The following is a 22,532-nucleotide window of genomic DNA, read 5'->3' on the forward strand; positions in this document are numbered from 1 at the left end:
CGGCATTCGGCGATGCTATTACAAGCTGTCATTGACGTGGTTGGTAAGCCTCACATTTGTGACCGTGGTAACGCTGTGTGGCGGTATCGTGCTGTACATGTCCGTTCTCACCAACCTCAAGAACACCCGAAGCCTCATCGAAAAAGCGTCGATCATGTCGACCGAGTCGATCAACAACGCACTGGCTGCTTACATGACGCCTGCGTTCTCCTCGGTTTATGCAATCAAGACATATGCTGAAGAGCAACCGACGGCGCAGAGTGCGATTTTTCGCGCCCGCCAAACCTTTCGGGGAGTGCTGTTCGGGGTAAAGAGTGTTGAAGGCTTGGTGCTTTCGCTTCCAAATGAGACTGTTTGGGGCTTGAAGCACGCCAAAAACCGACAAGACCTGGTTTCGTTTCATCCAGAACAGTCTCTCTTTGAATTTTCCAGAATGCAGGCCATCGATGCGGAAACCGATGAAGATCCGTTCTGGGGGGATTTTTATGCATCGGGAGAAGACCCATTTGCGACTGCGACAAGTGCAATTAGGTTTAATGGCGAGACTATTGGGTATGTTTCGGCGATCATAACGATGAAAGGGGTTGGCTCTGTTCTTGCTTCGCGCGATGAAGATGGCGTGGGCAATGATATAGATGAGGAAGACGTCACCCGGTTTATTCTGACAGACAAGAACCGCGTACTGGCTTACTCCTCTCCGACCAACGAGCTACAACAACATAATTTGTTGGCTTCGATCTCAGAGTTTGGTGATCCGGTGCTTGCAAAACTGGAAACTAGTAAAAAACAGCCGTTCAGTCAGCGCGCACGTCAACGTGGTGTGGAGCTCCACCTCATCTACGATGGTGAGGATATGTACGTCCTCGTCATGCAGAAACTGATCTCTCCTGATGGCGAAGTCTATTATGTGGGTGAGTACCAGCTGGCCAACTCTCGTTATGACGAGTTCACTCGCTTGATCAACTCCGTCTTTGCAGGCGTTGCAGTTGTGTTTTTATCTGCGCTCGTTGCAATCTTCTTTGCCCGCCGCCTTGCATCTCCACTGAAAGGCATTGCAGCACGTGCGCAAAAGTTTGGAGCTCTGGAGTTCGAGCATCTGGACCCGCTGCCACGCAGCCACATCCGCGAAGTGGACCAGATCACCTCTGCTATGAATGCAAGCACCAGTGGCTTGCAGGCTATGAGCCGGTACATACCCAAGTCCCTCTACGCAAAGCTGATGGCGCTTGGCATTGACCGCGCTGCCAAGGCAAAAGAAGCTGAACTGACAATCCTGTTCACGGATATTGAGGGCTTCACCTCCATTTCCGAACACAGAAGCGCAGGTGAAGTGGCAAGCTTGCTGAACAACCACTTCAAACTGCTCGTTTCTGCCGTCGAAGCTCATCAGGGCACCGTCGATAAGTTTGTCGGCGACGGCATGCTTGCGTTCTGGGGTGCTCCTGATGAGATGGAAGATCATGCTCAGCGCGCGATTGCAGCAGCTGAAGACATGGCCCGCGCCATCCAGCAAGCCAATGAAGCTGCTCCGGAAAACGAAGTCCACGTCCGCATTGCGATACACACAGGCCCGGTTATCGTTGGCAATGTGGGTGCTGTTGAACGCTGGAACTACACAATCGTTGGCGATGCAGTGAACGTCTGCAGCCGTCTACAGAGCCTTGGCGGCACCATCTCTACCGTGAAGGGGGCATGTGTCGTTCTGAGCGGAGAGACCGTTGAAAAGGCGGGATATCCGGACAATGTGACCTATCGCGGCAGCCACGAAGTGCGGGGCCGTAAGGGCAAAGTAGAAGTCTGGCAGCTCAACTCCACCATATGCGACGAACAATAATTCCGGCATTGTCTTCTACTTTAATTTAAGTGTGCTCCGAAACCCAACCTCATTGAAAGAAAGCCCTGTTCTAGTGTGAGAGCCGGGAAAGATCTTTCTCGCGCGCGCAGCAGCTGGTCAATGAGGAAGGGACGCCCGTGAACCTGCTTGACGTCAAAGGGTTGTCGGTAGAGTTTCGTGGAGACGAGGGGCGTCACGATGTTGTCCGCGATGTATCCTTCAGCGTTCCGGAAAACAAATGCGTGGCTCTTGTCGGCGAGTCTGGTTCTGGTAAGACCGTTATCTCCAGAGCCGTTATGGGCATCCTCCCAGCTAAGTCTCGCATCACCGCAGGCCAGATCCTCTTTCGTGACAATCGCAAAAATGGCGACTTCGTAGATATTGCCAAGCTGACACCAGCTGGGCCTGCCATGCGCGCCATCCGCGGCGACCAGATCGCAATGATCTTTCAGGAGCCCATGGTCTCACTCTCCCCGCTGCACACCATTGGAGATCAGATTGCAGAAGCAGCCAAACTGCATCGCTTTGTGGGCAGCAAAGAGGCGCTTGAACTGACCAAAGATATGCTGCGACTGGTGCATTTCCCTGAGCCAGAACGTGCAATCCGTACATATCCATTCGAACTGTCCGGCGGTTTGCGGCAACGCGCCTTGATCGCCATGGCCCTCATATGCCGCCCATCACTTCTCATCGCTGACGAACCAACCACAGCTCTGGACGTCACCATTCAGGCAGAGATCCTGAAACTGATCAAAGAGGTGCAGGCCGAGCTGAACATGACGCTGCTCATGATCACCCATGACTTTGGTGTGGTCACCAACATGGCCGACGAAGTGGTCGTAGTTTACAACGGCGAGATCATGGAAAAGGGCAGTGTTGAAGACCTCTTTCTTACTCCCCAACACCCATACCTGAAAGCGCTCCTGAACGCCGTTCCGTCTCTTTCCATGGAGCCTGAAGAACGCCTGGTCCCAATCCGACCAATCAAACCAAGAACACACACCTCGGACCTGCATCCACATCCCGTCGGCAAAGCGCATGCTTTTCGTGGAACCTCTCTGATCGAACTGGAAGGCGTCAGCAAAACCTTCACTTTCAAGAACCTGCGCGGCAAAAAACGCAGAGGTATGACCACCGCGCTCGACAATGTTTCGCTGACAGTGCGCAGAGGCGAATGCCTTGGCATAGTGGGAGAGTCGGGCTCAGGAAAAACAACTGCATCGCTGGCTATGCTGCGTGCGTTTCCACTGACGCGCGGCAAGATCACCTACACAACGGAAGAGGGCCCGCGTGACATTCAGGGGTTTAATGAGAAAGAACTCTTCCAATACCGAAAACGCGCGCAGATCATCTTTCAGGATCCGTTCTCTTCTCTCAACCCAAGACGCACCCTCAACGAAATTCTGCAGGAGCCTCTCGTCATCCACCGAATGGGCGATAGCCTCAGTCAAGCTGCCCGTATTCGGGAACTGATTGATCTGGTCGGCCTGTCTCCCAGATACTTGCGCCGCTACCCGCATTCTTTCTCCGGTGGTCAGCGCCAACGCATTGGCATCGCAAGAGCATTGGCTCTGAACCCGGAGTTCCTGATCTGTGATGAACCAACCTCCGCACTCGACGTGTCCGTTCAGGCGCAAATCCTGAATCTCCTCAAAGATCTGAAGGACGAACTTGGCCTTACTTACGTCTTCGTGAGCCATAACCTCGCGGTGGTTGATTACATCTCGGATCGTGTAGCCGTTATGTGTAAGGGCAAGGTAGTGGAAGTTGGCCCAACACGACAAATCATAGACAACCCAATCCACCCCTATACAAAAGCGCTTCTCAAGGCGGTGCCGGAACCATCACTGGATCACAAACTGGACTTCGGATCACTGGAAGGAACAAGCAGCTCCGATCCAACCCAATGGCCAGCTCCCTATCGTATGCGCTACACAACAGTGCCATATCTGGTGGAGATGGAAACAGACCACTGGGTGTGTGCCCCCGGAATGGAAGCCATGCGTGATATCGTGGGACTGGGAGGCAGTCACATATGATCACCCGACGCTTCCTGAACGCAGCGCTTGTCTTTGCAGCTCTTGCATTCCCATCCGCTTCCTCCGCTCTGGTGCTGAAAGAAACGCCCGGCATCCCTCCGGGCTTACCTCCTGTTGTCGACCGAGTGCCCAAAGAACCGCTCGTGACCTATCCGGAAGATATGGGCCGAGTCATCGGCGTACAGGGAGGCTCTCTGCATACGCTGATTTCACGCCCCAAGGATGTTCGCCTGATCAACGTATGGGGGTATGCGCGACTGGTCGGTTACAACGAAAACCTCGAGCTCAATCCGGACATTCTGGAAAGTGTCGACAATCACTACGACAAAGTCTTCACGCTGCACTTGCGGGAAGGACACAAATGGTCTGACGGCAGCTCTTTTACAGCTGAGGATTTCCGCTTCTGGTTTGAAGATGTGGCCCTCAATGACGAACTCAACCCTATCGGCCTGCCAGGCTTTATGCTGGTGGACGGGGAGGGGCCGGAGTTTACGGTGATTGACGAAACCGCCGTCCGCTTCGAATGGCATGAGCCAAACCCACTGTTCCTGCAAGAACTTGCAAAGGCTCGCCCCCCATTCATCTATCGGCCCGCCGCCTACATGAAGCAGTTCCATGAGAAGTATGGAAACCCCGAATTCATCCGTCAGATTGCGCGTATTGAGAAGGTCCGCGGCTGGGCACCTCTGTTTAATCGCATGGACGATATGTACGGCGCGTCGAACCCACACATCCCCACATTGCAGCCCTGGGTACCGCGCACAGCTTCAGGTGAACGCCGGGCGGTGATGGAGCGCAATCCCTTCTTCCATCGTGTTGACAATGCTGGCCAGCAACTGCCCTACATCAACCGCATCATCATGGATGTGGTAGATGGCAAACTCATCCCAGCAAAGACATTGGCAGGTGAGAGTGACCTCCAAGCACGCGGACTGGGTTTTTCTGACATCTCAGTACTCAAACGCGGCGAGCAAACGCAGGATTATGATACTCGTCTCTGGCTCAACTCCAAAGGCTCTGAAATCTCAATCCTGCCCAATCTGAGCGTCAAAGACCCAGTCTGGCGAAAACTCATGCAGGACCGCCGGTTCCGCCACGCACTCTCCTTAGGCATCGATCGTGAGCTCATCAACAAGGTGCTCTATTTCGGCTTAGGTCGTGCCGGCAATGACACCGTGCTCAACATTTCTCCTCTCTTCCAACCAGACTTCCAGACGGCATGGGCTGAGTTTAATCCTGACCTTGCCAACCAACTGCTCGATGATATCGGCCTGACGGATAGGCGCGGAGACGGTGTCCGCCTTTTGGAAGATGGGCGCCCGCTACAGCTCATTATCGAGATCACTGGTGAGAGTTCCGAGCAGGATGATGCTTTGGAGTTGGTTGCTGAAACATGGCAAGAGATTGGTGTCTCCGCTTTCATCCGCCCCAGCCAACGCGATACAATCCGTGCTCGCGCACTATCAGGTGCTCTGATGATGTCTGTCTGGTCGGGTTTTGAAAATGGTGTCCCGACGGCTGACATGCCTCCCGTAGACTACGCTCCGACACGAGAGGATTTTCTCTCCTGGGCACCATGGGGCAATTACTATGAGAGTGATGGTCATGCAGGTGTCAGACCAGACTGGCCGCCTGCCATCCGGCTGATCGAACTCTTTGATCAATGGCTTGTCAGCAGCAGCTTTGAAGAACGGGATATGATCTGGGAGCAGATCCTCCAGATCCATGCCGATGAAACCATTCATATCGGTCTGGTCAACGGCGTCCGGCACCCGGTTGTTGTTAAGGGCCTGCTCAATGTTCCAGAGATGGGCATCTATGGGTGGGATCCGGGCGCTCAGTTCGGCATCCATCGCATGGATCTCTTCTTCTTCAAGGACTTACTGTCGGATGAAGATAGCTGAAAAAGCAAACCTCCGATGTAAGCTTAAGCGCCCGCTAATGGGGCTTCTCAAACCTGATTAGATTTTCTCAGAGAAAGCCAAGAGTGCTCCTTTACACTTCACCCACGAGTGGTGTGAGAGAAGAAAGGGAAGCGGGTGCTCAATTACATCCTGCGGCGGCTTTTGGTGATGATACCAACGCTTGCCGCCATCAGTTTCCTCATCTTCTTCATCATCGAGCTGCCGGAAGGGGATTACATCTCCAACCAGATCTCCATGCTACGATCAACCGGAGAGAGCGCCTCCATCGGCAGGCTGGAGTTTCTCCGTAAAGAGTTCGCCTTAGACCGCCCCTTTGTAGAACGCTACGGCATATGGGTCGGCCTCTGGCCGGGGCCAAACGGATTTGACGGGCTCATTCAGGGCAACTGGGGCTGGTCGTTTGAGTATGATCAGCCAGTGGGGGAGGTTGTTGGTCCAACATTACCGCTCACAATTGCACTCAACCTAGCAACCATCCTCTTCATCTACTGCGTTGCTTTTCCAATCGGCATCTACTCGGCAACACACCAATACTCCGTTGGCGACTACTCCTTCACCCTCATCGGATATCTCGGCCTTGCCACACCTAACTTCCTGCTTGCTCTCGTGCTCATGTATCTGGCCAACAGCTGGTTTGGCCTGACTGTCGGCGGCATCATGGAAGAGCGTTACATCGGTGAACCCATGAGCAGCGGCAAAGCCCTTTCCATTGTTGCTCACCTTGTCGTTCCGGTCATCGTCATTGGCACATCCGGCACAGCAGCAATGATCCGCCGTTTGCGCGCAAACCTACTCGATGAACTTTTCAAGCAGTATGTCACCACCGCCCGCTCCAAAGGCATGCGAGAAAGCAAGCTCCTCGTTAAGTACCCACTTCGTGTAGCCCTCAATCCATTCATCGCAGATATCGGCAATCTGATCCCGTCGCTGGTCTCAGGCTCTGTGATCGTTTCAGTTGTTCTGAATCTACCAACAGTTGGTCCGGTTCTTTTGGGCGCGCTGCAATCGCAGGATCAGTTCCTTGCTGGGTTCATTCTGCTCTTTGTCTCCATCCTCACTCTCATTGGCATGCTGGTCTCTGATGTCCTGCTTGGGTATCTCGATCCACGCATCCGACTTGGTAAGGAGGGTGTCAGACAATGAAACAGGGAGATCGCGGAGAAGACAAGGTAGAGCACTACGTCAATCCTAAGGGCTTCGACCCCAAGGAAGTGGAAATCCTGACCAGAGAGCAGGAACGCTACTACCAGGCGCCTCAATGGAAAATCATCTGGTGGAAGTTCCGCAAACACAAGCTGGCTGTCGCGTCAGCTATTGTGCTCTTCTTCTTCTATCTCTGCGTGCCTTTTGCTGAAATCATTGCTCCTTATCCAGTCGCCAAACGAAACGTAGATTTCCTTTTCGCTCCACCTCAGGCCATCCATCTGTTCCATGAAGGCAAGCTTGTTGGTCCCTTCGTTTACGGGCTAAACCCTTCTGTTGATCTTGAGAACCTGAAGTGGGTCTACGAAACCGACACCACCAAAGTGCAGAAACTTCGCTTTTTTTGTGAGGGAGAGCCTTACAAATTCTGGGGCCTGTTCCCTGCTAAGTTCCACGTTGTCTGCCCTGCAAAAGACGGCACTCTCTTCATCGCTGGTACAGACAGGCTGGGGAGGGATCAGTACTCCGGCCTTGTCTATGGAGCACGTCTGTCTCTCACCATCGGCCTTGTTGGCGTAAGTATATCGATGGTGCTTGGAGTGATGCTGGGTGGCCTTGCCGGTTTCTTTGGTGGTTGGATCGACAGCTCCATCCAACGCGTCATTGAGATCATGCGATCGCTCCCCGAACTCCCCCTCTGGATGGCGTTATCGGCTGCACTTCCCATCACGTGGTCGCCTGTCTGGATTTACTTCGGCCTGACAGTCATCTTGGGTCTGCTGGATTGGCCGGGGCTAGCCCGTGCTGTTAGATCCAAACTGCTTTCTTTGCGGGAGGAAGAGTACGCTAAAGCAGCAGCTCTCATGGGCGCTAGCCCAAGCCGCATCATCGTCAAACACCTGCTCCCCGGATTTACCAGTCACCTAGTTGCATCGGCAACTCTGTCTGTGCCCGCCATGATATTGGGGGAAACAGCATTGTCCTTCCTCAATCTTGGCCTCAGGCGACCTGCCGTTTCGTGGGGCGTTCTGCTCAATGAAGCCCAGAATATCTCGGTGGTCACCATATATCCGTGGTTGATGGCTCCGGTTATTCCAATCATCATCGTGGTGCTTGCATTTAACTTCATGGGGGATGGGCTGCGCGATGCGGCGGACCCATACAAGTAGCTGGAGCCTCGGGTGTCATGGAAGAGCAATCAGAGGACTGGGACCGCCAGTACAAAGAAGGTCGCTGGCATTTTCTCAATGACATCAAAGAAGCAGCCCGCTACGGCATACTCACCGCATGGCTGTGTCAGATTGAGGCAACACGAACCGTGCTGGATGTGGGTTGCGGTGAAGCAATCTTGTATCACTATCTCAAAGCTTCAAGCCTACAGCACTATTGCGGTGTCGACCTTTCTGAAACCGCATTGAGTAAAGCCGAAGTAAACCCGGATGAGGCACAGCTGGTGCAATCTGATCTGGAGAGTTTCTCTCCTAAATCCGGACAGAAGTTTACAGCGATCATCTTCAATGAAGTGCTTTATTTCTGCGAAGATCCGGAGCAGCAGCTCAAAAGGTATGTTGAGTTTCTGGAGCCCGATGGTGTTATCGCAATCTCCATGTACACACCGGCTCGAGAGAAATCCGGTGCGCACAAGTCTCTCCAAAAGGTCTGGACTGAAACAGATAAGGCCACGCACTGGCAAGTGCTGGATGATTTAGAGCTGAACTCCCGCTCAAAGAACGTCGGCTGGAAGCTCCGCCTCGTTAAACCTGTCCGCTCGACAGGCTGAAGTCACGCTTCGCTTCTTCGAGCAACTCCTGAGAACTAAGCCAAACAGCAGCAGGGTGTGCTGAGGTTATCTTGAAAAACACCTCCAAAAACTCAGAGCACCCTTCGCCATGATCCAGATGGTGGGTTAGCAATCCGATAGGCTCACTCGCATTCGTCCGTCGCCGGCTGAGCTGAAGGTCTAGCCGCTTCCGTGCTGCGTCCCAACCAATAAAACGCTTGTTCTTTTTCCATTTAATGATGTCTACGTGGCTTTGCAGGCGTGGCAATCGGAAATGGTTGATCCATGTGAACGCCGAGAGGCCATAATCACCTTGTTGCTGCAGCAGTTGCACGGCACGCGGAGCAATCCTGTTCCATGGCGGCACAAACAGCGGCACAAAGCGCTCAGCAAACAAGCCTCGCAGGACCTCTTTGCCTTCCAGAAGTTCCTTCTCCATGTCCAAAGCAGTCCGCCGCCAACCAAACTCACTGGCTTTTTCACCACGAGATTTATCCTGATAGTTCTTATGCTGCCATCCATGATGAAGAACTTGAACGGTGCGCGTACGTGCAAGACGCTGGGCCAAATCCTCTGTCGCAAACTTAGGGATAACTGCAAGCGAAAGCGGAACATCGAACCGCTCAGAAAAGCCAATCAACTCGTCCAGTTCGGGCGTAGGAGAAACTGCATCATCATCGCGCCACCAGAACCTGACAGTGAGCCCACGCTCTACAAACCAATCCAGATGTTGAGTGAGTGCCTGCTCAAAATACTCCTGATCCCTATCTGTGGCTTTATCCTTTGAGAGGGCGGAAACGACAACTGCAGCAGGGCTAGAGGTCACGAGAAACGTTCCTTTCCCAGATGATCCCAACTGTACTGTCCAAAGCAGTCTCCATACCAAGATCAGCAGCAAGAATTTGTGCTGAGATCTCCGCACCATTCAGCGCCACATGCAGATCAGGGGCGGGAAGTCTAAGCGCTTTCTGAGCAGCTTGAGCCAGCGTGTTGGGGCTGAGAACCTTCTCCGGCACGGCCACCGCTCTGCGATGTTTCATCAGGCTGATGGCCCGCTGTGTCTGTTCTGTCTCCGCTTCCTGCGCAAAGGGAACCAACACAGATGGAATGCCTGCACGCAGGATATCGACCACCGTATTGTAGCCAGCTTGTGAGATGGAGAGCTTGGCGTTCCTCAAAAGAGCAGGGAAGTCCTTACGCGCCCGCTCAATAATAAGTTCAGAGGACGAATGCCGGGAAAGCTGCCGAAACTCTGCCTCAGAAATGTCATGCCCCACAAGCACTCGCCATTTGGGTGTTTTGTTTGGTGGCATGTGGTTGGGAGCTGAAAGTACAGCCCGCAGCAAAGCAGAGCCCACAGCCCCGCCACCGCAGGAAACGATCACCTCATCAGTCCCATCTGCTGAGGTCGCCTCTGTCGAACGATCATCACTGATATAGCCCGTGTAACGAACATGCGAGCTGACCCGATAAGCAAAGGGGAAGCTGTCGCCCAATGTGATGAGCTGCGGGTCGGAGTGGACAAGAATGCGGTCGTAAAAGGCCGTTGCCTGCGAGGCCATCCACTCTTCCTTCCAAGCCTCATCCTTGCGCACCAGAATATCGCGCACTGAACAGACCACCCACGGCGGAGATGATTTGGTGCCAGCACACTCCAGAAGCCGGGTCATCTCAGCAGCAAACATGCGCCTGCCAAACGGGTAGGTCTCGGTAATCAGCAGATCAAAATGTTCAGAGGAAAAGGCGGAGAGCGTCGCCGCAATACGCTTCTCCCACCATGCTTCATCAATTGGATTGTTATGCTCGTCCAGCAACACATCAAACTTGGCACTGGCCGCTCGAACTGCAGGCAACTGCACCACAGACAACCCACCACAGTCCAGCGTCGCAGGAATACGGTTGCCGGTGGCGAGTGTCACAGCAATACCCTGACGAACCAGCGCTTTCGCCAGCGCAACAGCACGCACAATATGGCCGGAGCCAAGTAGATGCTGAACATGGATGAAGGCTTTCATCATCGGCCTCCGTGCACTCTCCGCTTAAACTGGTGGTGTTCAAGAGCGGCATGGAGAACTTTGTCCAACCCTCTCGCACCAGCCTCCAGACTGTGGTTCTTGTGAATGTTCTCTATGGCGGCAAGGCCCATGTTCTCACGTTTATGCGGGTTTTTGATGAGCGACATCAGGTTCTGTGCCAATGCCGAGGCATCCCCTTCATCAGAAAGCAGACCACTGGTACCTTCCTCAACAATGTCAGGAACTCCAAACACCCGTCCACCCACCACAGGCAAGCCGCAGGACTGGGCTTCCAGGAACACAAAACCAAACGCTTCACGAATAGCGGGCCAGACGAACACGTCGTGAGAGCGATAAAGCCGGGGCATTTCCTGCCATGGGATCAAACCAACAAATTCAGTTCGTTCCGGATCAAACAGCGGCTCAACCTCACCGCGGGCAGGGCCGTCTCCAGCGATTGTCAGTCGCCATGGCAGATCTGCAATCTGTTTCAGCGCAGCCGCAAGCACCATGTAAGAAAACTGCTTGTCACCCTCACGCATCATACCGGCGCAGAGCAGACGTATCTTCCCGTCTGCAGACCCTTTGGTAACACTATGGCTGACTTCGAACTTCGCAGTCTCCAGAAAGGGGGGAAGCACTGTCAGAACATCATCATTCAACACCTCTTTCAGGCATTGAGCATCTGCGTTAGTGAGCGCGACAACTTGGTTCGCCTGCGCAAGAGCAGCATCTGCTGCATTGAACCCAAGCGCCCAGTTCCCTGCCTGTCGTTTCGGTGCGCGGCTTGCCTCCACCACCACATAAGGAATGTTGAACTTGGCGCAAAGGTAAGGGCCAATCCAGTCTGGGGCTTTGTGGTAGAGATGATAGGTGAGGAACACATCCGGCACGTCACCACGCTCAATCCAGCGTTCCGCGATTGCCTTGGCTTCTGTGATCGCAAGCTCTTTCACTTCCCGCGTAACATCTTCACCGCCCTCTGCCCGCCAACTGCGGAATGTGGACGCCACATCAACCTCATGCCCAGCCAGCTGCAATGCCCGCACAATCAGACGGCCCATGGTCCGGTCCCCCGAAGGCACAGGATGGTCGATTGGTTTCATGGGAGCGGTAAAGGCAACTTTCATGAGCAAGGCTCCAGGCTTCTCGAAAACTGTTCTTCCAGAAAATCCAGACCGGGCGAGGCACTGAAACGATCATGCACACTGCGAAACGCATTACTGCCAACGCGCTCGCGTTCTGCGGGCTGTGTAATCAGTGAGCGAAGCGCGTCTGAAAGGGAGGACACGTCTTCTGGAGGACACAACACGCCGGTTTGTCCGCTCTCGATGATTTCAGGCAGCGCTGACACCTCTGTTGAGACACAAGGCAGCGACATAGCCTGAGCTTCCATCACCACATTGGGCAACCCGTCCCGATCTCCTGATTTGGAGACACGGCAAGCCAGAGCAAAAATGTCTGCCTTTTGCATCTCGTCCAAAACCCGTGCCCGTGGTTGCGGGCCGAGCCATGAAATCCGGTCATTCAGACCAAGCTGCTTGCCAAGGTCCTCTAAAGATTGGGACAACTCACCTCCACCAACATGAGTGAAGTGCCAGTTCAACTCCTTGGGCAGCTCACTGAATGCACGCAGCAAGATATCGTAGCCCTTCTTGTCCACCAGACGCCCCACGGAAATGATCTGAACACTGTCTTTTCCTGTTCCGTCTCGCAGGGTGGCAGGATGCGGAGCCTCAGGAAATCCGCAAAAATCTAGACCATGATAAACAAGGCTGATCTTGTCAGGCTTCGCGCAAAGAGATTGCAGATATGCTAGATTGGCTTTTGTGCAGGTCACACCCCAAGCGGCATCTGCCAGCTTTGTCTTAAGCTCCCACCGCTCTGTGGTCCAGATGTCCTTCGCATGGGCGGAAAACGACCACTTGCGACCAGAAAGCATGGCTGCATAGCGGGCAACGGTGCAGGGGCTGTGGAGGTAATGCGTGTGTATCCAGATAACGTCAGCGGGCAACTCATGAGCCATCACGCAAGCTTGCCCCCAACGGCGAAACCGCTCAGCGTTCCTCTTGTGCTTCAGGTCGTTCTCAAAGCAAGCTCTGGCCGCAGCATAAGTCGGCTGCCTCTTCGCCCAGTCCAAAGCTCGCTTCACGCGTGGAGGGTCGTCTTTCAGATACTCAGTCAGATAGAGTACATCCGCCGTAATCTTCTTATGCACGTCATGCACATAAGGATCATACGGGTGACGTAAAGCGACAATGAGTTGCTCGACACCTCGCTCCTGCAAGCCATAGATCTCCTGCGCAATGAACGTTTCAGAAAGACGCGGGTACCCTTTGACCACGACTGCAATACGACCAGTCTCCATCGCTACCCCGTCTTGCAAGTCAGTTTAGGATCTGCAGAAACATTCAGTCTTTGCATCAAGGCCTGATCACTCATGCCAAGAATTTCAGCGGTTCTGAGATTGATCACATCAAGCCCGCCCAGATAGTTCTCTGAATGGGCGTGAGATGGCGGGGCAATAAACGGAAGGTTGGCGAGGGCCTTTACCATCAGTTCCACACTTGGATAGGAGTCGATAGGCAGCATCTGCGCAAGGCCAAGCCGCTGGGCCTGCTCCGCACGAATGGCTTGCTCTCTGCGAGGCACAACACGTGGCACCAGCAAGGCCGGATTATCGAAGGAAAGAACCTCACAGAAAGTGTTATATCCACCCATGCCAATCACAGCCGTCGCATTGGCCATATAGGGCTCGATTTCCGGCGTGAAGCGCAGGATCTCAACATCGCGCAGATGCGAAGCACGGGTTGTAAAAGCCTCCACATCCGCCTTGCTCATAAACGGACCAAGCACGATGAGAGCCGGGAAGAGTGGACGCAGCCGAGCTTCATAAGCACGCATCACCCAATCCACCAGTTCAACGCCATCTCCGCCGCCACCGGGCGTCACCAGCACATAAGGCGCACCATCAAACGGGGCCGTGAAATCCTGAGCTGAACTTGGCATTGACCGGCGCAGATAGCCGGTAAACAGCGTCTTTTGCATCACAGACTGGTCAAAGCCAAGTCCATCCAGTGGGTTGTTCATCACGGATGGGCCGTAAACCCAGATCTCGTCATAAAGATCATTGAGGGCAGGGTAAGCCCGCTTGCGCAGCCATTCTTCCTTCAAAACCAGCGGATCATCCATCACATCGCGAAGACCCAGTACCAAGCGCGTCTTCTGCCCTTTCAGGTACTGAAGCGTAGGCAGAACCTCACTGCGCAGCCCAAGAGGCTCTTTGTCGACAATGAAGATATCTGGCTTAAACACCTTTGCAGTGTGCTCGATGATCGATGAGCGGATTGCGATCGTCTCGTTGATGTCCAGCTGCAGCGATAGGGAGGTGTACTCCCCACTGCGCAGTTTGATCACTCCGGGTATGCGGACGAAATCAACGCGGGAGCGAAACTCAAAGCTACCAATTATCGGGGAGCCGGAAAGGATGAGGACGGACATTTCCGGGAAGGAACCAACCAGAGATTGAGCGATTGTCCGGCATCGCCGCAGGTGGCCAAGGCCAAAGGTGTCGTGGCTGTAAATCAGAATTTTTGGCGTCATTACCGTCATGCGCTTCTTATTCCATCTGCTGCGCACAAACCTCAGCGTCAGATCATAGAAGTGGGGGAGGACCACCAGACAACAGCAAAACCAGTCCATCCGCTGATAGCGTCAGAACAGAACCCCAAAATCCAAGGGATGAAGAGGGTTTTGTGCCGTTTTTTTAAGATCTTGAAGCGTAAAGTTCCCTTGCGTCAGTTGAAGTGTAAATCGCATCGCCTCAGTTTGGGTTAGCCTGGCCTGAGCTTAATCGGAGTGGACATGGAAAAATCGCTTTTCCAATTCATCTGGAAGAACTCGGCCCGCTATCAAGTGGCGATTCTTCTAGTCACCTTATTGTCCTATCCGGTCAGTTACATCCTGCTGGATCTGCCTAAGACAATTACCAATGAAGCAATTCAGGGTAGCAATTTCCCGGTAGAGTTTTGGGGTGTCCAACTCGGGCAAATCGAGTACCTGGCGGTGCTGTGTATTTTGTTCTTGGTTCTTGTTGTCGTTAGCAACTGCATCAAACTCTACCTCAACATCTACAAGGGTAGACTGGGCGAGAGGATGCTACGCCAGTTGCGGTTTGAGCTGTTTCAGCGCGTACTCCGCTTCCGCCTGCCTCACTTTAAGAAGGTCAGCTCCGGCGAGATCATACCAATGATTACCGCTGAGGTCGAGGATGTAGGAGGTTTTGTTGGCGAGGCCTTCGCTCTGCCAGCCTATCAGGGCGGTATGTTGGTGGTGCAGGTTGGCTTCATTTTCATGCAGGATCCGCTGCTTGGTCTGGCCGCTATTTCGCTCTATCCGGTACAGGGCTACATCATTCCCAAGCTGCAGCAAAAGGTCGTGCGCCTGTCTCGCCAACGCGTGAAGAATGTGCGCGTGATTGCAGACAAGGTTGGAGAGAGCATCTCTGGCATCTCTGAGATCCATAGCAACGACACTTCTGCTTGGCATTCAGCGGACCTGTCCGACCGGCTTTACCGCAACTTCCGCATTCGCTTTGATATCTACAATCGCAAGTATTTCATCAAGTTCGTCAATAACTTCATGAACCAGCTGACGCCGTTCTTCTTCTACTTCATCGGCGGTTATCTGGTCATCAAGGGCCAACTCAGCATTGGTGCACTCATCGCAGTGATCGCAGCTTACAAAGATCTGGCGGGCCCATGGAAAGAGCTGCTGGCGTACTACCAGATGACGGCAGATGTTTCGGTCAAATACCAGACCGTTGTCGAGAACTTCGATCCACCAGATCTATACGACAAGCAACGCCTCTTGGAAGACGAAACGCTACCGCTATCCGGCCCGCTCACGCTCGATAAACTCGGCCTTTCAGGTGCAGGAACAGGGCAGGAGGTGCATGGCGTTTCACTTATTGTTGAACCGGGTAAACCTCTGGCGGTCACTGGCATAGATGGATCAGGACGGGCCGAGCTGCTGCAAATGGCTGCGGGTTTGCTCAGTCCAACCTCTGGCTCGGTCAGTGTCAATCAAACCAGTTTTGAGAACATGTCGGAATCCACGCTGGGCCGGCAAATTGCCTATGTAGGCGGGCACCTTCATGTCTGGACGGGGACCATTCGCGACAACCTGTTTTACGGCCTGCGCCACAGACCGCAAGAAACCATTGACTACGAAGGCAGTGACTTGAAGAAGCGCCAACGCCAGCTGCGGGAAGCGGAGATGACGCTCAATCCTTTCTTCGATCTCAAGGCGCGATGGGAAGACTTTGATCAGGCAAACGCCAGCTCCATGCAAGAGCTGGAGGAGAGAGCCCTCGAACTATGTAAAGTCGCAGGCTTCTCGCGAGATCTCTATCTTCTGGGCGTGGAAACGGTCATTGATCAGCGCTACTGCGAGGAAGTGAACTGCGAACTGGTGCCAAAGCTGCTCGCCGCACGCAAAGCCTTCTGCGAGAAGATTAAAGGCGATGCGCGACTACAAAATCTGGTTGAGTTCTGGGATCCGGAAAAGTTCAACATGTCCGCCAATCTGGCGCAGAACCTGTTCTTTGCCAGCCCCAAAGAACACTTCATGACCATCGAGCACGTCCCGACCGATCCGCAGATCTCAGCTTTCCTTAAGCAAACCGGTTTTGATGTGCTTCTGAGCGACATCGGTCTCAAAATCGCAACGACCATGGTGGAGCTGTTTGCCGATGTCAGTGCAGACAGTGACCTGTTAAACAGATACTCCTTCATCAGCCGCGAAGATCTGCCAGAATTTGGTCGTATTGTGAATGAACAGAAAGGTGGCCAGCGTCGTAGACTGAAGGATGTCGATAGAGCGCGCCTCATCGCCCTTGCACTCAAACTCATCCCTGCCAAGCACCGTCTTGGTGTTCTGGATGACGAGATGCGGGACAAAATCGTCGCCGCACGTGCTCAGTTTATTGAGAGTGTAGGCAAGGACAACGAGCGCTTTGAGTTCTTTGATCCGGAGACATACCTGACCACGCTCAGCATTGAAGACAATCTGGTCTTTGGTCATGCAAGGTTGGACCGCCGCGATGCGCGCCAGAAAATTCAGCAGGTTCTGCAGGAACTGGTCCGGGAGCGCGATCTCATCGTCCCGATCCGCCGCGCTGCCTTCGATTATCACGTGGGAGTGGCCGGTGCGAAGCTGTCCTCACACCAGCGCAGGTTGATATGTCTGGTCCGCGCATTGTTGAAAAACGCTCATATATATATTCTGGACGAGACAGCAAACAGCGCCAGTGCGACCGACAAAGAGCTGCGTACAGACCTTAAAAAGCTGATGTCAGATAAAATTTTCATGTTTGGAGTAAGTAATGAGACCGTCGCTGAGGAGTTTGAAACGGCGGTTCACCTAGAAAATGGGAGGGTTATCGAGAGATAGTCTTGGGAACTATGGTGAAACAAAGGCGAGATGGTGTGAGCTGTAACACAGATTGCTGGATTGAGTTCAGCTATGCTCATCAAGTTATTGGGAGGGAAATGTGACTATAGATGCTGAAGTCCAAGCTTTGAGCCGCGTCCCTCTCTTTGAAGGACTGGAACCGAGCAAACTTCGTCTCCTTGCGTTCATTAGTGATCGCATGGAGTTTCAGGATGGGGAACATTTGTGCCATCAGGGAGATGATGGCGACAGCGCATTTGTTGTCCTTTCTGGTGAAGTTGCTGTGTTTGTTGATGAAAATGAGGTTGCGCGGGTCGGACAATATGCCATCATTGGTGAGATTGCGATTTTGTGTGATGTACCAAGAACTGCCACGCTGCAGTCGGTTGGAACAACACATATCCTCGCAATATCTAAGGATGACTTTCTGAAACTCATCGCGGAGTTCCCGAAAGTCTCGTTGGAAATCATGCGTGTGTTGGCGTTGCGATTGGAAAAGACGACCAGAGAACTAGCGCAGGCTCGGCCTGCGTCCACTTGAAAGGCCAGATTACTTGAACGAGTTTTCTCTTAAAATTTGGGGTGTTCGCGGTTCTACAGCTGCTGCTGGTCCCGAAACTCTTAGATACGGCGGAGAAACAACCTGCTTTGAAATACGGGCGGGGGACGTTCTGTTAATGGTCGACTGTGGGTCTGGCGCACGCAATCTGGGCAAGGAAATGATGAGAGGCGCTCATCGCGACATCGACCTTCTCTTCACGCACACGCATCTGGACCACATCTGTGGTCTGCCCTTCTTCGAGCCTGCCTACGACCCAAACTTCCGCATCCGGCTGACTGCAGGCCATTTCAGTGATCCCTGTGACCTGAAGGATATCATCTGCCGGATCATGTCCCCCCCTATTTTCCCGGTAGGGGCCAACACGTTATCTGCTGTTTCCTTTAAAAGTTTCAATGCAGGTGACACCCTGAAGAAAGACAATGGCCTGATAATCAAAACAGTTGCGCTAAACCATCCGGGCGGAGCCTGTGGCTACCGGATGGAGTACAATGGTAAGGCCATGTGCATCATCACAGATCACGAAATGGGGAGCGCTCATCACGACGCTGCTGTCCTAGATTTTATCCGTGATGCTGATGTTGTGATCCAGGATGGGATGTACACCTCAGCTGAATACCCTAAATATAAGGGTTGGGGACATTCCACATGGGAGCATGTGGTCGGAATATGCCAGCGCGCCAACGTGAAAACGCCCGTGATCTTTCATCACGATCCGCGGCGCACGGATGATGAACTGGACGAAATCGGTCTGGCCGCTCAACAGATGCATCCACGAGCTATCGTGGCTTCTGAGGGGATGGTCTTCAAACCATAAAGTTCACGCACCCGTCGCTCGCTGTTGATCTGATGAAATTGCGAGCAAACCAGCAACGCCAACTGAATGGCGTGACGGGAGAAAAGTGTGGCAGTTGGAAGTGGTCCAGAAAACTCCGATCCCTCAAAAAAACGCGGATCTGACAAAAAAACGAATGTGGACTTGAGCGAGAAATTCCACGGCATTTCCTACCAGAAAAAAGCTGAACCCTCCCTCTACCAGCAGATCAAACGCGGCGTCTTGGGCCCCAAAGCCCCGGAAGGGGATCTCCCACTGCGTGTCCGCCGCGAAGTTGCCCGTCAGGAAGCAGCGTCCGAGCGCCTCATTGGTATCGTCCAGCTTGGCGTAATCATCTTCTTTGCGATCCTCTATGCGCTTGCCCCGCGCGCAGAAGGCACAATGGGCTTCAACTTTGTCCCCATCGCCTTTTCCTGCTATTTGGTCTTTACCCTCATCCGAATTTACGTCTCCTTCAAAACCATCCTGCCGGTCTGGTATTTGGTCCTCTCTATCATGGCAGACGTGGCGCTACTGGTTGGGCTGATATTCTCCTTCCATATCCAGTACGCCCAGCACCCGACCTTCTACCTCAAGGCCCCAACCTTGATGTACCTGTTCCTCTTCATCGCCTTAAGAGCACTACGTTTTGACCCAAGATACGTGATCCTCACCGGTGTCTTCGGAGCGCTGGGGTGGCTGGGACTGGTGTTCTATGCTCTCACATATCAAGGCGGTTCCACGCTTATCACCCGCAATTACATTGAGTATCTCACGGGCGAAGCTGTGCTCATCGGAGCTGAGCTGGACAAGCTGATCATCATCCTCTCGGTGACAGCGTTGCTGGCCCTCTCAATCTTCAGAGCGCGCCGAACCTTCTTCTCTGCAATTCGCCAGAAGAACGCAGTGAAAGATCTGAGCCGTTTCTTCACCCCGGAAGTGGCCAGTTCCATTGTGGAATCTGAAAGCAGGCTCAAAGCCGGCACGGGAGAAATCAGAGATGTGGCCGTCTTGTTGGTCGATATCAGATCCTTCACCAAAACCGCAGCAAAACTGCCGCCAGAAACCACCATGCGCGTGCTCAGCCTTTATCAAAAGAAGGCGGCCAAGGCGATTTTGGGAGAGGGAGGCAAGATCGATAAGTTCCTCGGCGATGGCATCCTCGCCACCTTTGGCGCCGTCTCCGATACTGAAACTTACGCGGCGGACGCATTGCGCGCAGGCGTTGAACTGGCCCACATTCTAGAAGAAGAAAGTGCTGACCTGGAAGCAGCAGGCTGGCCAATGAAGTTTGAAATCGGTGTTGGTGTCGCAGCAGGCCCTGTGAGTGTCGGCATTGTCGGGGTGCGGGACCGTCTGGAGTTCACAGTGATCGGCGATGCCGTGAACCGTGCAGCTAAGCTGGAGGCCGCCAACAAAGTGCAGGGCACCCGGTTCCTGACAGATGGAGCGACTTATTCCATGGCCCTACGACAAGGGTATAAGGGAAATATGCTAGATTTAAAGTCCGAGTGTGTTGCAGGAATCACCGGAAAAGTAGACCTTGTGGCTTTGGCATGAGAATGATTTTCTCATGCCGACCCGCATAACAGCATTTTGCAGCTTTCAAAGAATTTTGGCGGGAGCTTTGAAAGACGCGGGGCAAACAAAATGAATCGGGATGGGATTCCATGCAACTTAATAATGAAATTGCAGCCGTAGTAACTGGCGGCTCATCAGGTCTTGGCGCGGCAACCGCACGGAAATTGGCCAGCCACGGCGTGAAAGTAACTCTTTTTGACGTGAACGAAGAAGCTGGGAATGCGCTTGCACAAGAAATCGGCGCTCAGTTTGTAAAAGTTGACGTCACCAGCGATGACAGCGTGAAAGCAGGTCTGGATGCAGCTGAAGCAGCGCACGGCCCAACTCGCATCCTCGTCAACTGCGCAGGTATCGCACCAGTTGCCAAAACCACTTCTCGTGGTGAACCGCACCCGATGGATATGTTCCAGACGGTCATTAACGTAAACCTTGTTGGCACGTTCCGCTGTACATCGTTTGCTGCAACACGCATGGCAAACCTTGACCCACTTACAGAAGATGGTGAGCGCGGTGTGGTCATCTCAACCGCATCTGTCGCAGCGTTTGACGGTCAGATCGGTCAGGCAGCTTATGCAGCTTCCAAAGGTGGTATTGCAGCTCTGACACTGCCTGTTGCGCGTGACCTGTCCAAATCCGGCATCCGCGTAATGACCATTGCACCGGGCATCTTTGAAACCCCAATGCTGCGTGGTCTTTCTCAGGAAGTGCAGGACTCTCTCGGTCAGCAGGTTCCATTCCCATCTCGTCTGGGTCGTGGTGATGAATACGCGCAGCTGGTTGAAGCAATCTGCACCAACCCAATGCTGAACGGCGAAACCATCCGTCTGGATGGCGCGATCCGCATGGCTCCGCGTTAAGTTTTTATAGCCTGAGAGCGCACAGCTCTCAGGCCCGCTTTATGTCGTAAATGACAAAACCTACCTATATGGTCTAATCCAAAGGTCGACTAAGTGCTTAGGCACACGCTCGTGCAGTGATATCTTAGTCCTGCTAAGTTCGTCAGATTGTAATTACAGATCTGATTCCTCGAGACCTTCATGGCGACCTATACCAGCTCCACCCCACAGCAGTTTTTTGGCAAGCTTCCTGAGCAGACAGATGTTCTGATCATTGGTGGCGGCGTTATCGGTACCTGTACAGCCTATTGGCTGGCGCAGAAGGGCGTGAACGTCACGCTCTGCGAAAAAGGCCGTGTTGCTGGCGAGCAGTCCAGCCGAAACTGGGGCTGGGTGCGCCAACAGGGCAGGGATGCTGCTGAGCTCCCTATTTCCATGGAAAGCAATCGGCTTTGGCAGCAATTGATGAAAGAAACTGGTGAGGATCTCGGCTTCCGCCAGCACGGTGTCTTCTATCTGGCTGAGAAAGAAGAAGACCTCAAAGGCTACGAGAGTTTTCTGGAACTTGCCAAACAACACCAGCTCGATACGCGGCTGCTGAGCAAAGATGAAATCTACGCTGAGATCCCGGGTAAACCAGGTAAATGGGTTGGCGGTATGGTCACTCCAAGCGATGGCCGTGCTGAACCTTGGGTCGCCGTACCTGCCATCGGGCGGGCTGCTGAGCGCAATGGCGCTGTTATCGTTGAAGACTGTGCAGTCAGAACACTGGAGTTTGAAGGTGGCAAGCTGACTGGTGCTGTGACGGAGAAAGGAACGATCAAAGCGGACCGAGTGTTGATCGCAGCTGGTGCCTGGTCATCTCTCTTCGCGCAAAACCTCGGTGTGTCTATGCCGCAACTGTGCGTGCGGGCAACCGTTGCTGCGACCAAAGCAGCGCCTGATCTCTTCAGTGGCGATGCAGCAGATGGCACATTTGCGTTCCGCAAGCGAGTAGATGGGGGCTATACCCTTGCAGTGAGTGACATTCATGATCACTACATCGGTAAGGATTCCTTCCGCCACCTCTTCAAATGGCTTCCGGCAATCAAAGCATCTTTCAAAGGCATCACCTTTGGCATGAACTCGCCGAAGAACTATCCGGACGCCTGGAGCCACAAGCGCCGCTGGACAGGAGATGAAGTCACTCCGTTCGAAACTTGCCGCGTCCTGAATCCCGATCCAAGCCCACGAGCTCTGAAGCGGATTCAGGAGCGTCTGGTCGATCGGTTCCCGCAGCTCAAAGATCTGCAGCTGGAAGAAAGCTGGGCCGGAATGATCGATGCCATGCCAGACTTTGTCCCAATCATGGATGAAGTGCCCACGCAACAGGGTGTCTTCATCGCAACCGGCTTCTCTGGCCATGGCTTCGGCATCGGACCCGCAGCAGGGCGCGTCATGGCGGATATGTTGATGGGCAAACCAGCAGGATATGACTTGACCCGCTTCCGTTACTCCCGTTTCTCCGATGGCTCCAAGATTGAGCTCGGACCGTTTATCTAAGTTTCTTGAGT

General features: G+C 53.5%; 17 protein-coding genes. 12 read left to right on the forward strand and 5 right to left on the reverse strand.

What is annotated here, in order from left to right; translation table 11 throughout:
• Positions 1–31: 31 nt before the first annotated feature.
• The 6 genes from AC3CB2_RS02915 (at position 32) to AC3CB2_RS02940 (ending at position 8,721) form a co-directional block, all read left to right on the forward strand.
• Positions 32–1,834 (forward strand): adenylate/guanylate cyclase domain-containing protein, encoded by a 1,803-nt coding sequence (locus AC3CB2_RS02915; protein ID WP_352930984.1) that lies wholly within the window; start codon positions 32–34, stop codon positions 1,832–1,834.
• A gap of 137 nt (positions 1,835–1,971) precedes the next feature.
• The gene (locus AC3CB2_RS02920; RefSeq protein ID WP_352930983.1) at positions 1,972–3,873 is read left to right on the forward strand and encodes an ABC transporter ATP-binding protein; all 1,902 of its coding nucleotides are present in this window, start codon (positions 1,972–1,974) and stop codon (positions 3,871–3,873) included.
• Entirely contained in the window at positions 3,870–5,777 is a 1,908-nt protein-coding gene (locus AC3CB2_RS02925; RefSeq protein WP_352930981.1) for an ABC transporter substrate-binding protein, read from the forward strand. The genes AC3CB2_RS02920 and AC3CB2_RS02925 overlap by 4 nt, the downstream gene beginning before the upstream one ends.
• Positions 5,778–5,912: 135 nt before the next feature.
• A complete protein-coding gene (locus tag AC3CB2_RS02930; protein WP_352930979.1) occupies positions 5,913–6,941 on the forward strand; it encodes an ABC transporter permease in 1,029 nt (342 codons plus the stop codon).
• Positions 6,938–8,110, forward strand: coding sequence for an ABC transporter permease (locus tag AC3CB2_RS02935; protein ID WP_352930977.1), 1,173 nt, complete (start codon positions 6,938–6,940; stop codon positions 8,108–8,110). The genes AC3CB2_RS02930 and AC3CB2_RS02935 overlap by 4 nt, the downstream gene beginning before the upstream one ends.
• Positions 8,111–8,127: 17 nt before the next feature.
• Positions 8,128–8,721 (forward strand): class I SAM-dependent methyltransferase, encoded by a 594-nt coding sequence (locus tag AC3CB2_RS02940; RefSeq protein ID WP_352930975.1) that lies wholly within the window; start codon positions 8,128–8,130, stop codon positions 8,719–8,721.
• Here the strand turns inward: AC3CB2_RS02940 and AC3CB2_RS02945 are convergent.
• From AC3CB2_RS02945 to AC3CB2_RS02965, 5 genes are read right to left on the reverse strand one after another with little or no spacing between them, the layout of a single operon-like run.
• Positions 8,696–9,547, reverse strand: a complete 852-nt coding sequence (locus AC3CB2_RS02945) for a polysaccharide deacetylase family protein (protein ID WP_352930974.1) — start codon at positions 9,545–9,547, stop codon at positions 8,696–8,698. The genes AC3CB2_RS02940 and AC3CB2_RS02945 overlap by 26 nt on opposite strands.
• Complete coding sequence (locus AC3CB2_RS02950) at positions 9,537–10,736, reverse strand: glycosyltransferase family protein (protein ID WP_352930972.1); 1,200 nt, start codon at positions 10,734–10,736, stop codon at positions 9,537–9,539. Before AC3CB2_RS02950 ends, AC3CB2_RS02945 begins: the two co-directional genes overlap by 11 nt.
• The gene (locus AC3CB2_RS02955; protein ID WP_352930970.1) at positions 10,736–11,866 is read right to left on the reverse strand and encodes a glycosyltransferase family 4 protein; all 1,131 of its coding nucleotides are present in this window, start codon (positions 11,864–11,866) and stop codon (positions 10,736–10,738) included. Before AC3CB2_RS02955 ends, AC3CB2_RS02950 begins: the two co-directional genes overlap by 1 nt.
• Entirely contained in the window at positions 11,863–13,104 is a 1,242-nt protein-coding gene (locus AC3CB2_RS02960) for a glycosyltransferase family 4 protein (RefSeq protein ID WP_352930968.1), read from the reverse strand. Before AC3CB2_RS02960 ends, AC3CB2_RS02955 begins: the two co-directional genes overlap by 4 nt.
• Positions 13,105–13,106: 2 nt before the next feature.
• Positions 13,107–14,348 (reverse strand): glycosyltransferase family protein, encoded by a 1,242-nt coding sequence (locus tag AC3CB2_RS02965; protein WP_050773912.1) that lies wholly within the window; start codon positions 14,346–14,348, stop codon positions 13,107–13,109.
• Positions 14,349–14,600: 252 nt separating this feature from the next.
• Between AC3CB2_RS02965 and AC3CB2_RS02970 the strand changes: the two genes are divergently transcribed.
• The 6 genes from AC3CB2_RS02970 to AC3CB2_RS02995 all read left to right on the forward strand — a co-directional run bounded on the left by AC3CB2_RS02970 (position 14,601) and on the right by AC3CB2_RS02995 (position 22,521).
• Positions 14,601–17,189 (forward strand): ABC transporter transmembrane domain-containing protein, encoded by a 2,589-nt coding sequence (locus tag AC3CB2_RS02970; RefSeq protein WP_352930966.1) that lies wholly within the window; start codon positions 14,601–14,603, stop codon positions 17,187–17,189.
• Positions 17,190–17,289: 100 nt separating this feature from the next.
• Entirely contained in the window at positions 17,290–17,730 is a 441-nt protein-coding gene (locus tag AC3CB2_RS02975) for a cyclic nucleotide-binding domain-containing protein (protein ID WP_174519203.1), read from the forward strand.
• 13 nt (positions 17,731–17,743) lie between these two features.
• Entirely contained in the window at positions 17,744–18,565 is an 822-nt protein-coding gene (locus AC3CB2_RS02980; RefSeq protein ID WP_352930964.1) for an MBL fold metallo-hydrolase, read from the forward strand.
• 87 nt (positions 18,566–18,652) lie between these two features.
• Positions 18,653–20,122: an adenylate/guanylate cyclase domain-containing protein gene (locus tag AC3CB2_RS02985; protein ID WP_075698147.1), complete on the forward strand. Its 1,470-nt coding sequence runs from the start codon at positions 18,653–18,655 to the stop codon at positions 20,120–20,122.
• Between the two features lie 110 nt (positions 20,123–20,232).
• Positions 20,233–21,000, forward strand: a complete 768-nt coding sequence (locus AC3CB2_RS02990; protein ID WP_008549579.1) for an SDR family NAD(P)-dependent oxidoreductase — start codon at positions 20,233–20,235, stop codon at positions 20,998–21,000.
• Between the two features lie 180 nt (positions 21,001–21,180).
• On the forward strand, positions 21,181–22,521 hold the full coding sequence (locus AC3CB2_RS02995) for an NAD(P)/FAD-dependent oxidoreductase (protein ID WP_352930962.1): 1,341 nt from the start codon (positions 21,181–21,183) through the stop codon (positions 22,519–22,521).
• The last annotated feature ends 11 nt before the right edge of the window (positions 22,522–22,532 follow it).

Source organism: Pseudovibrio sp. SCP20 (assembly GCF_057774105.1).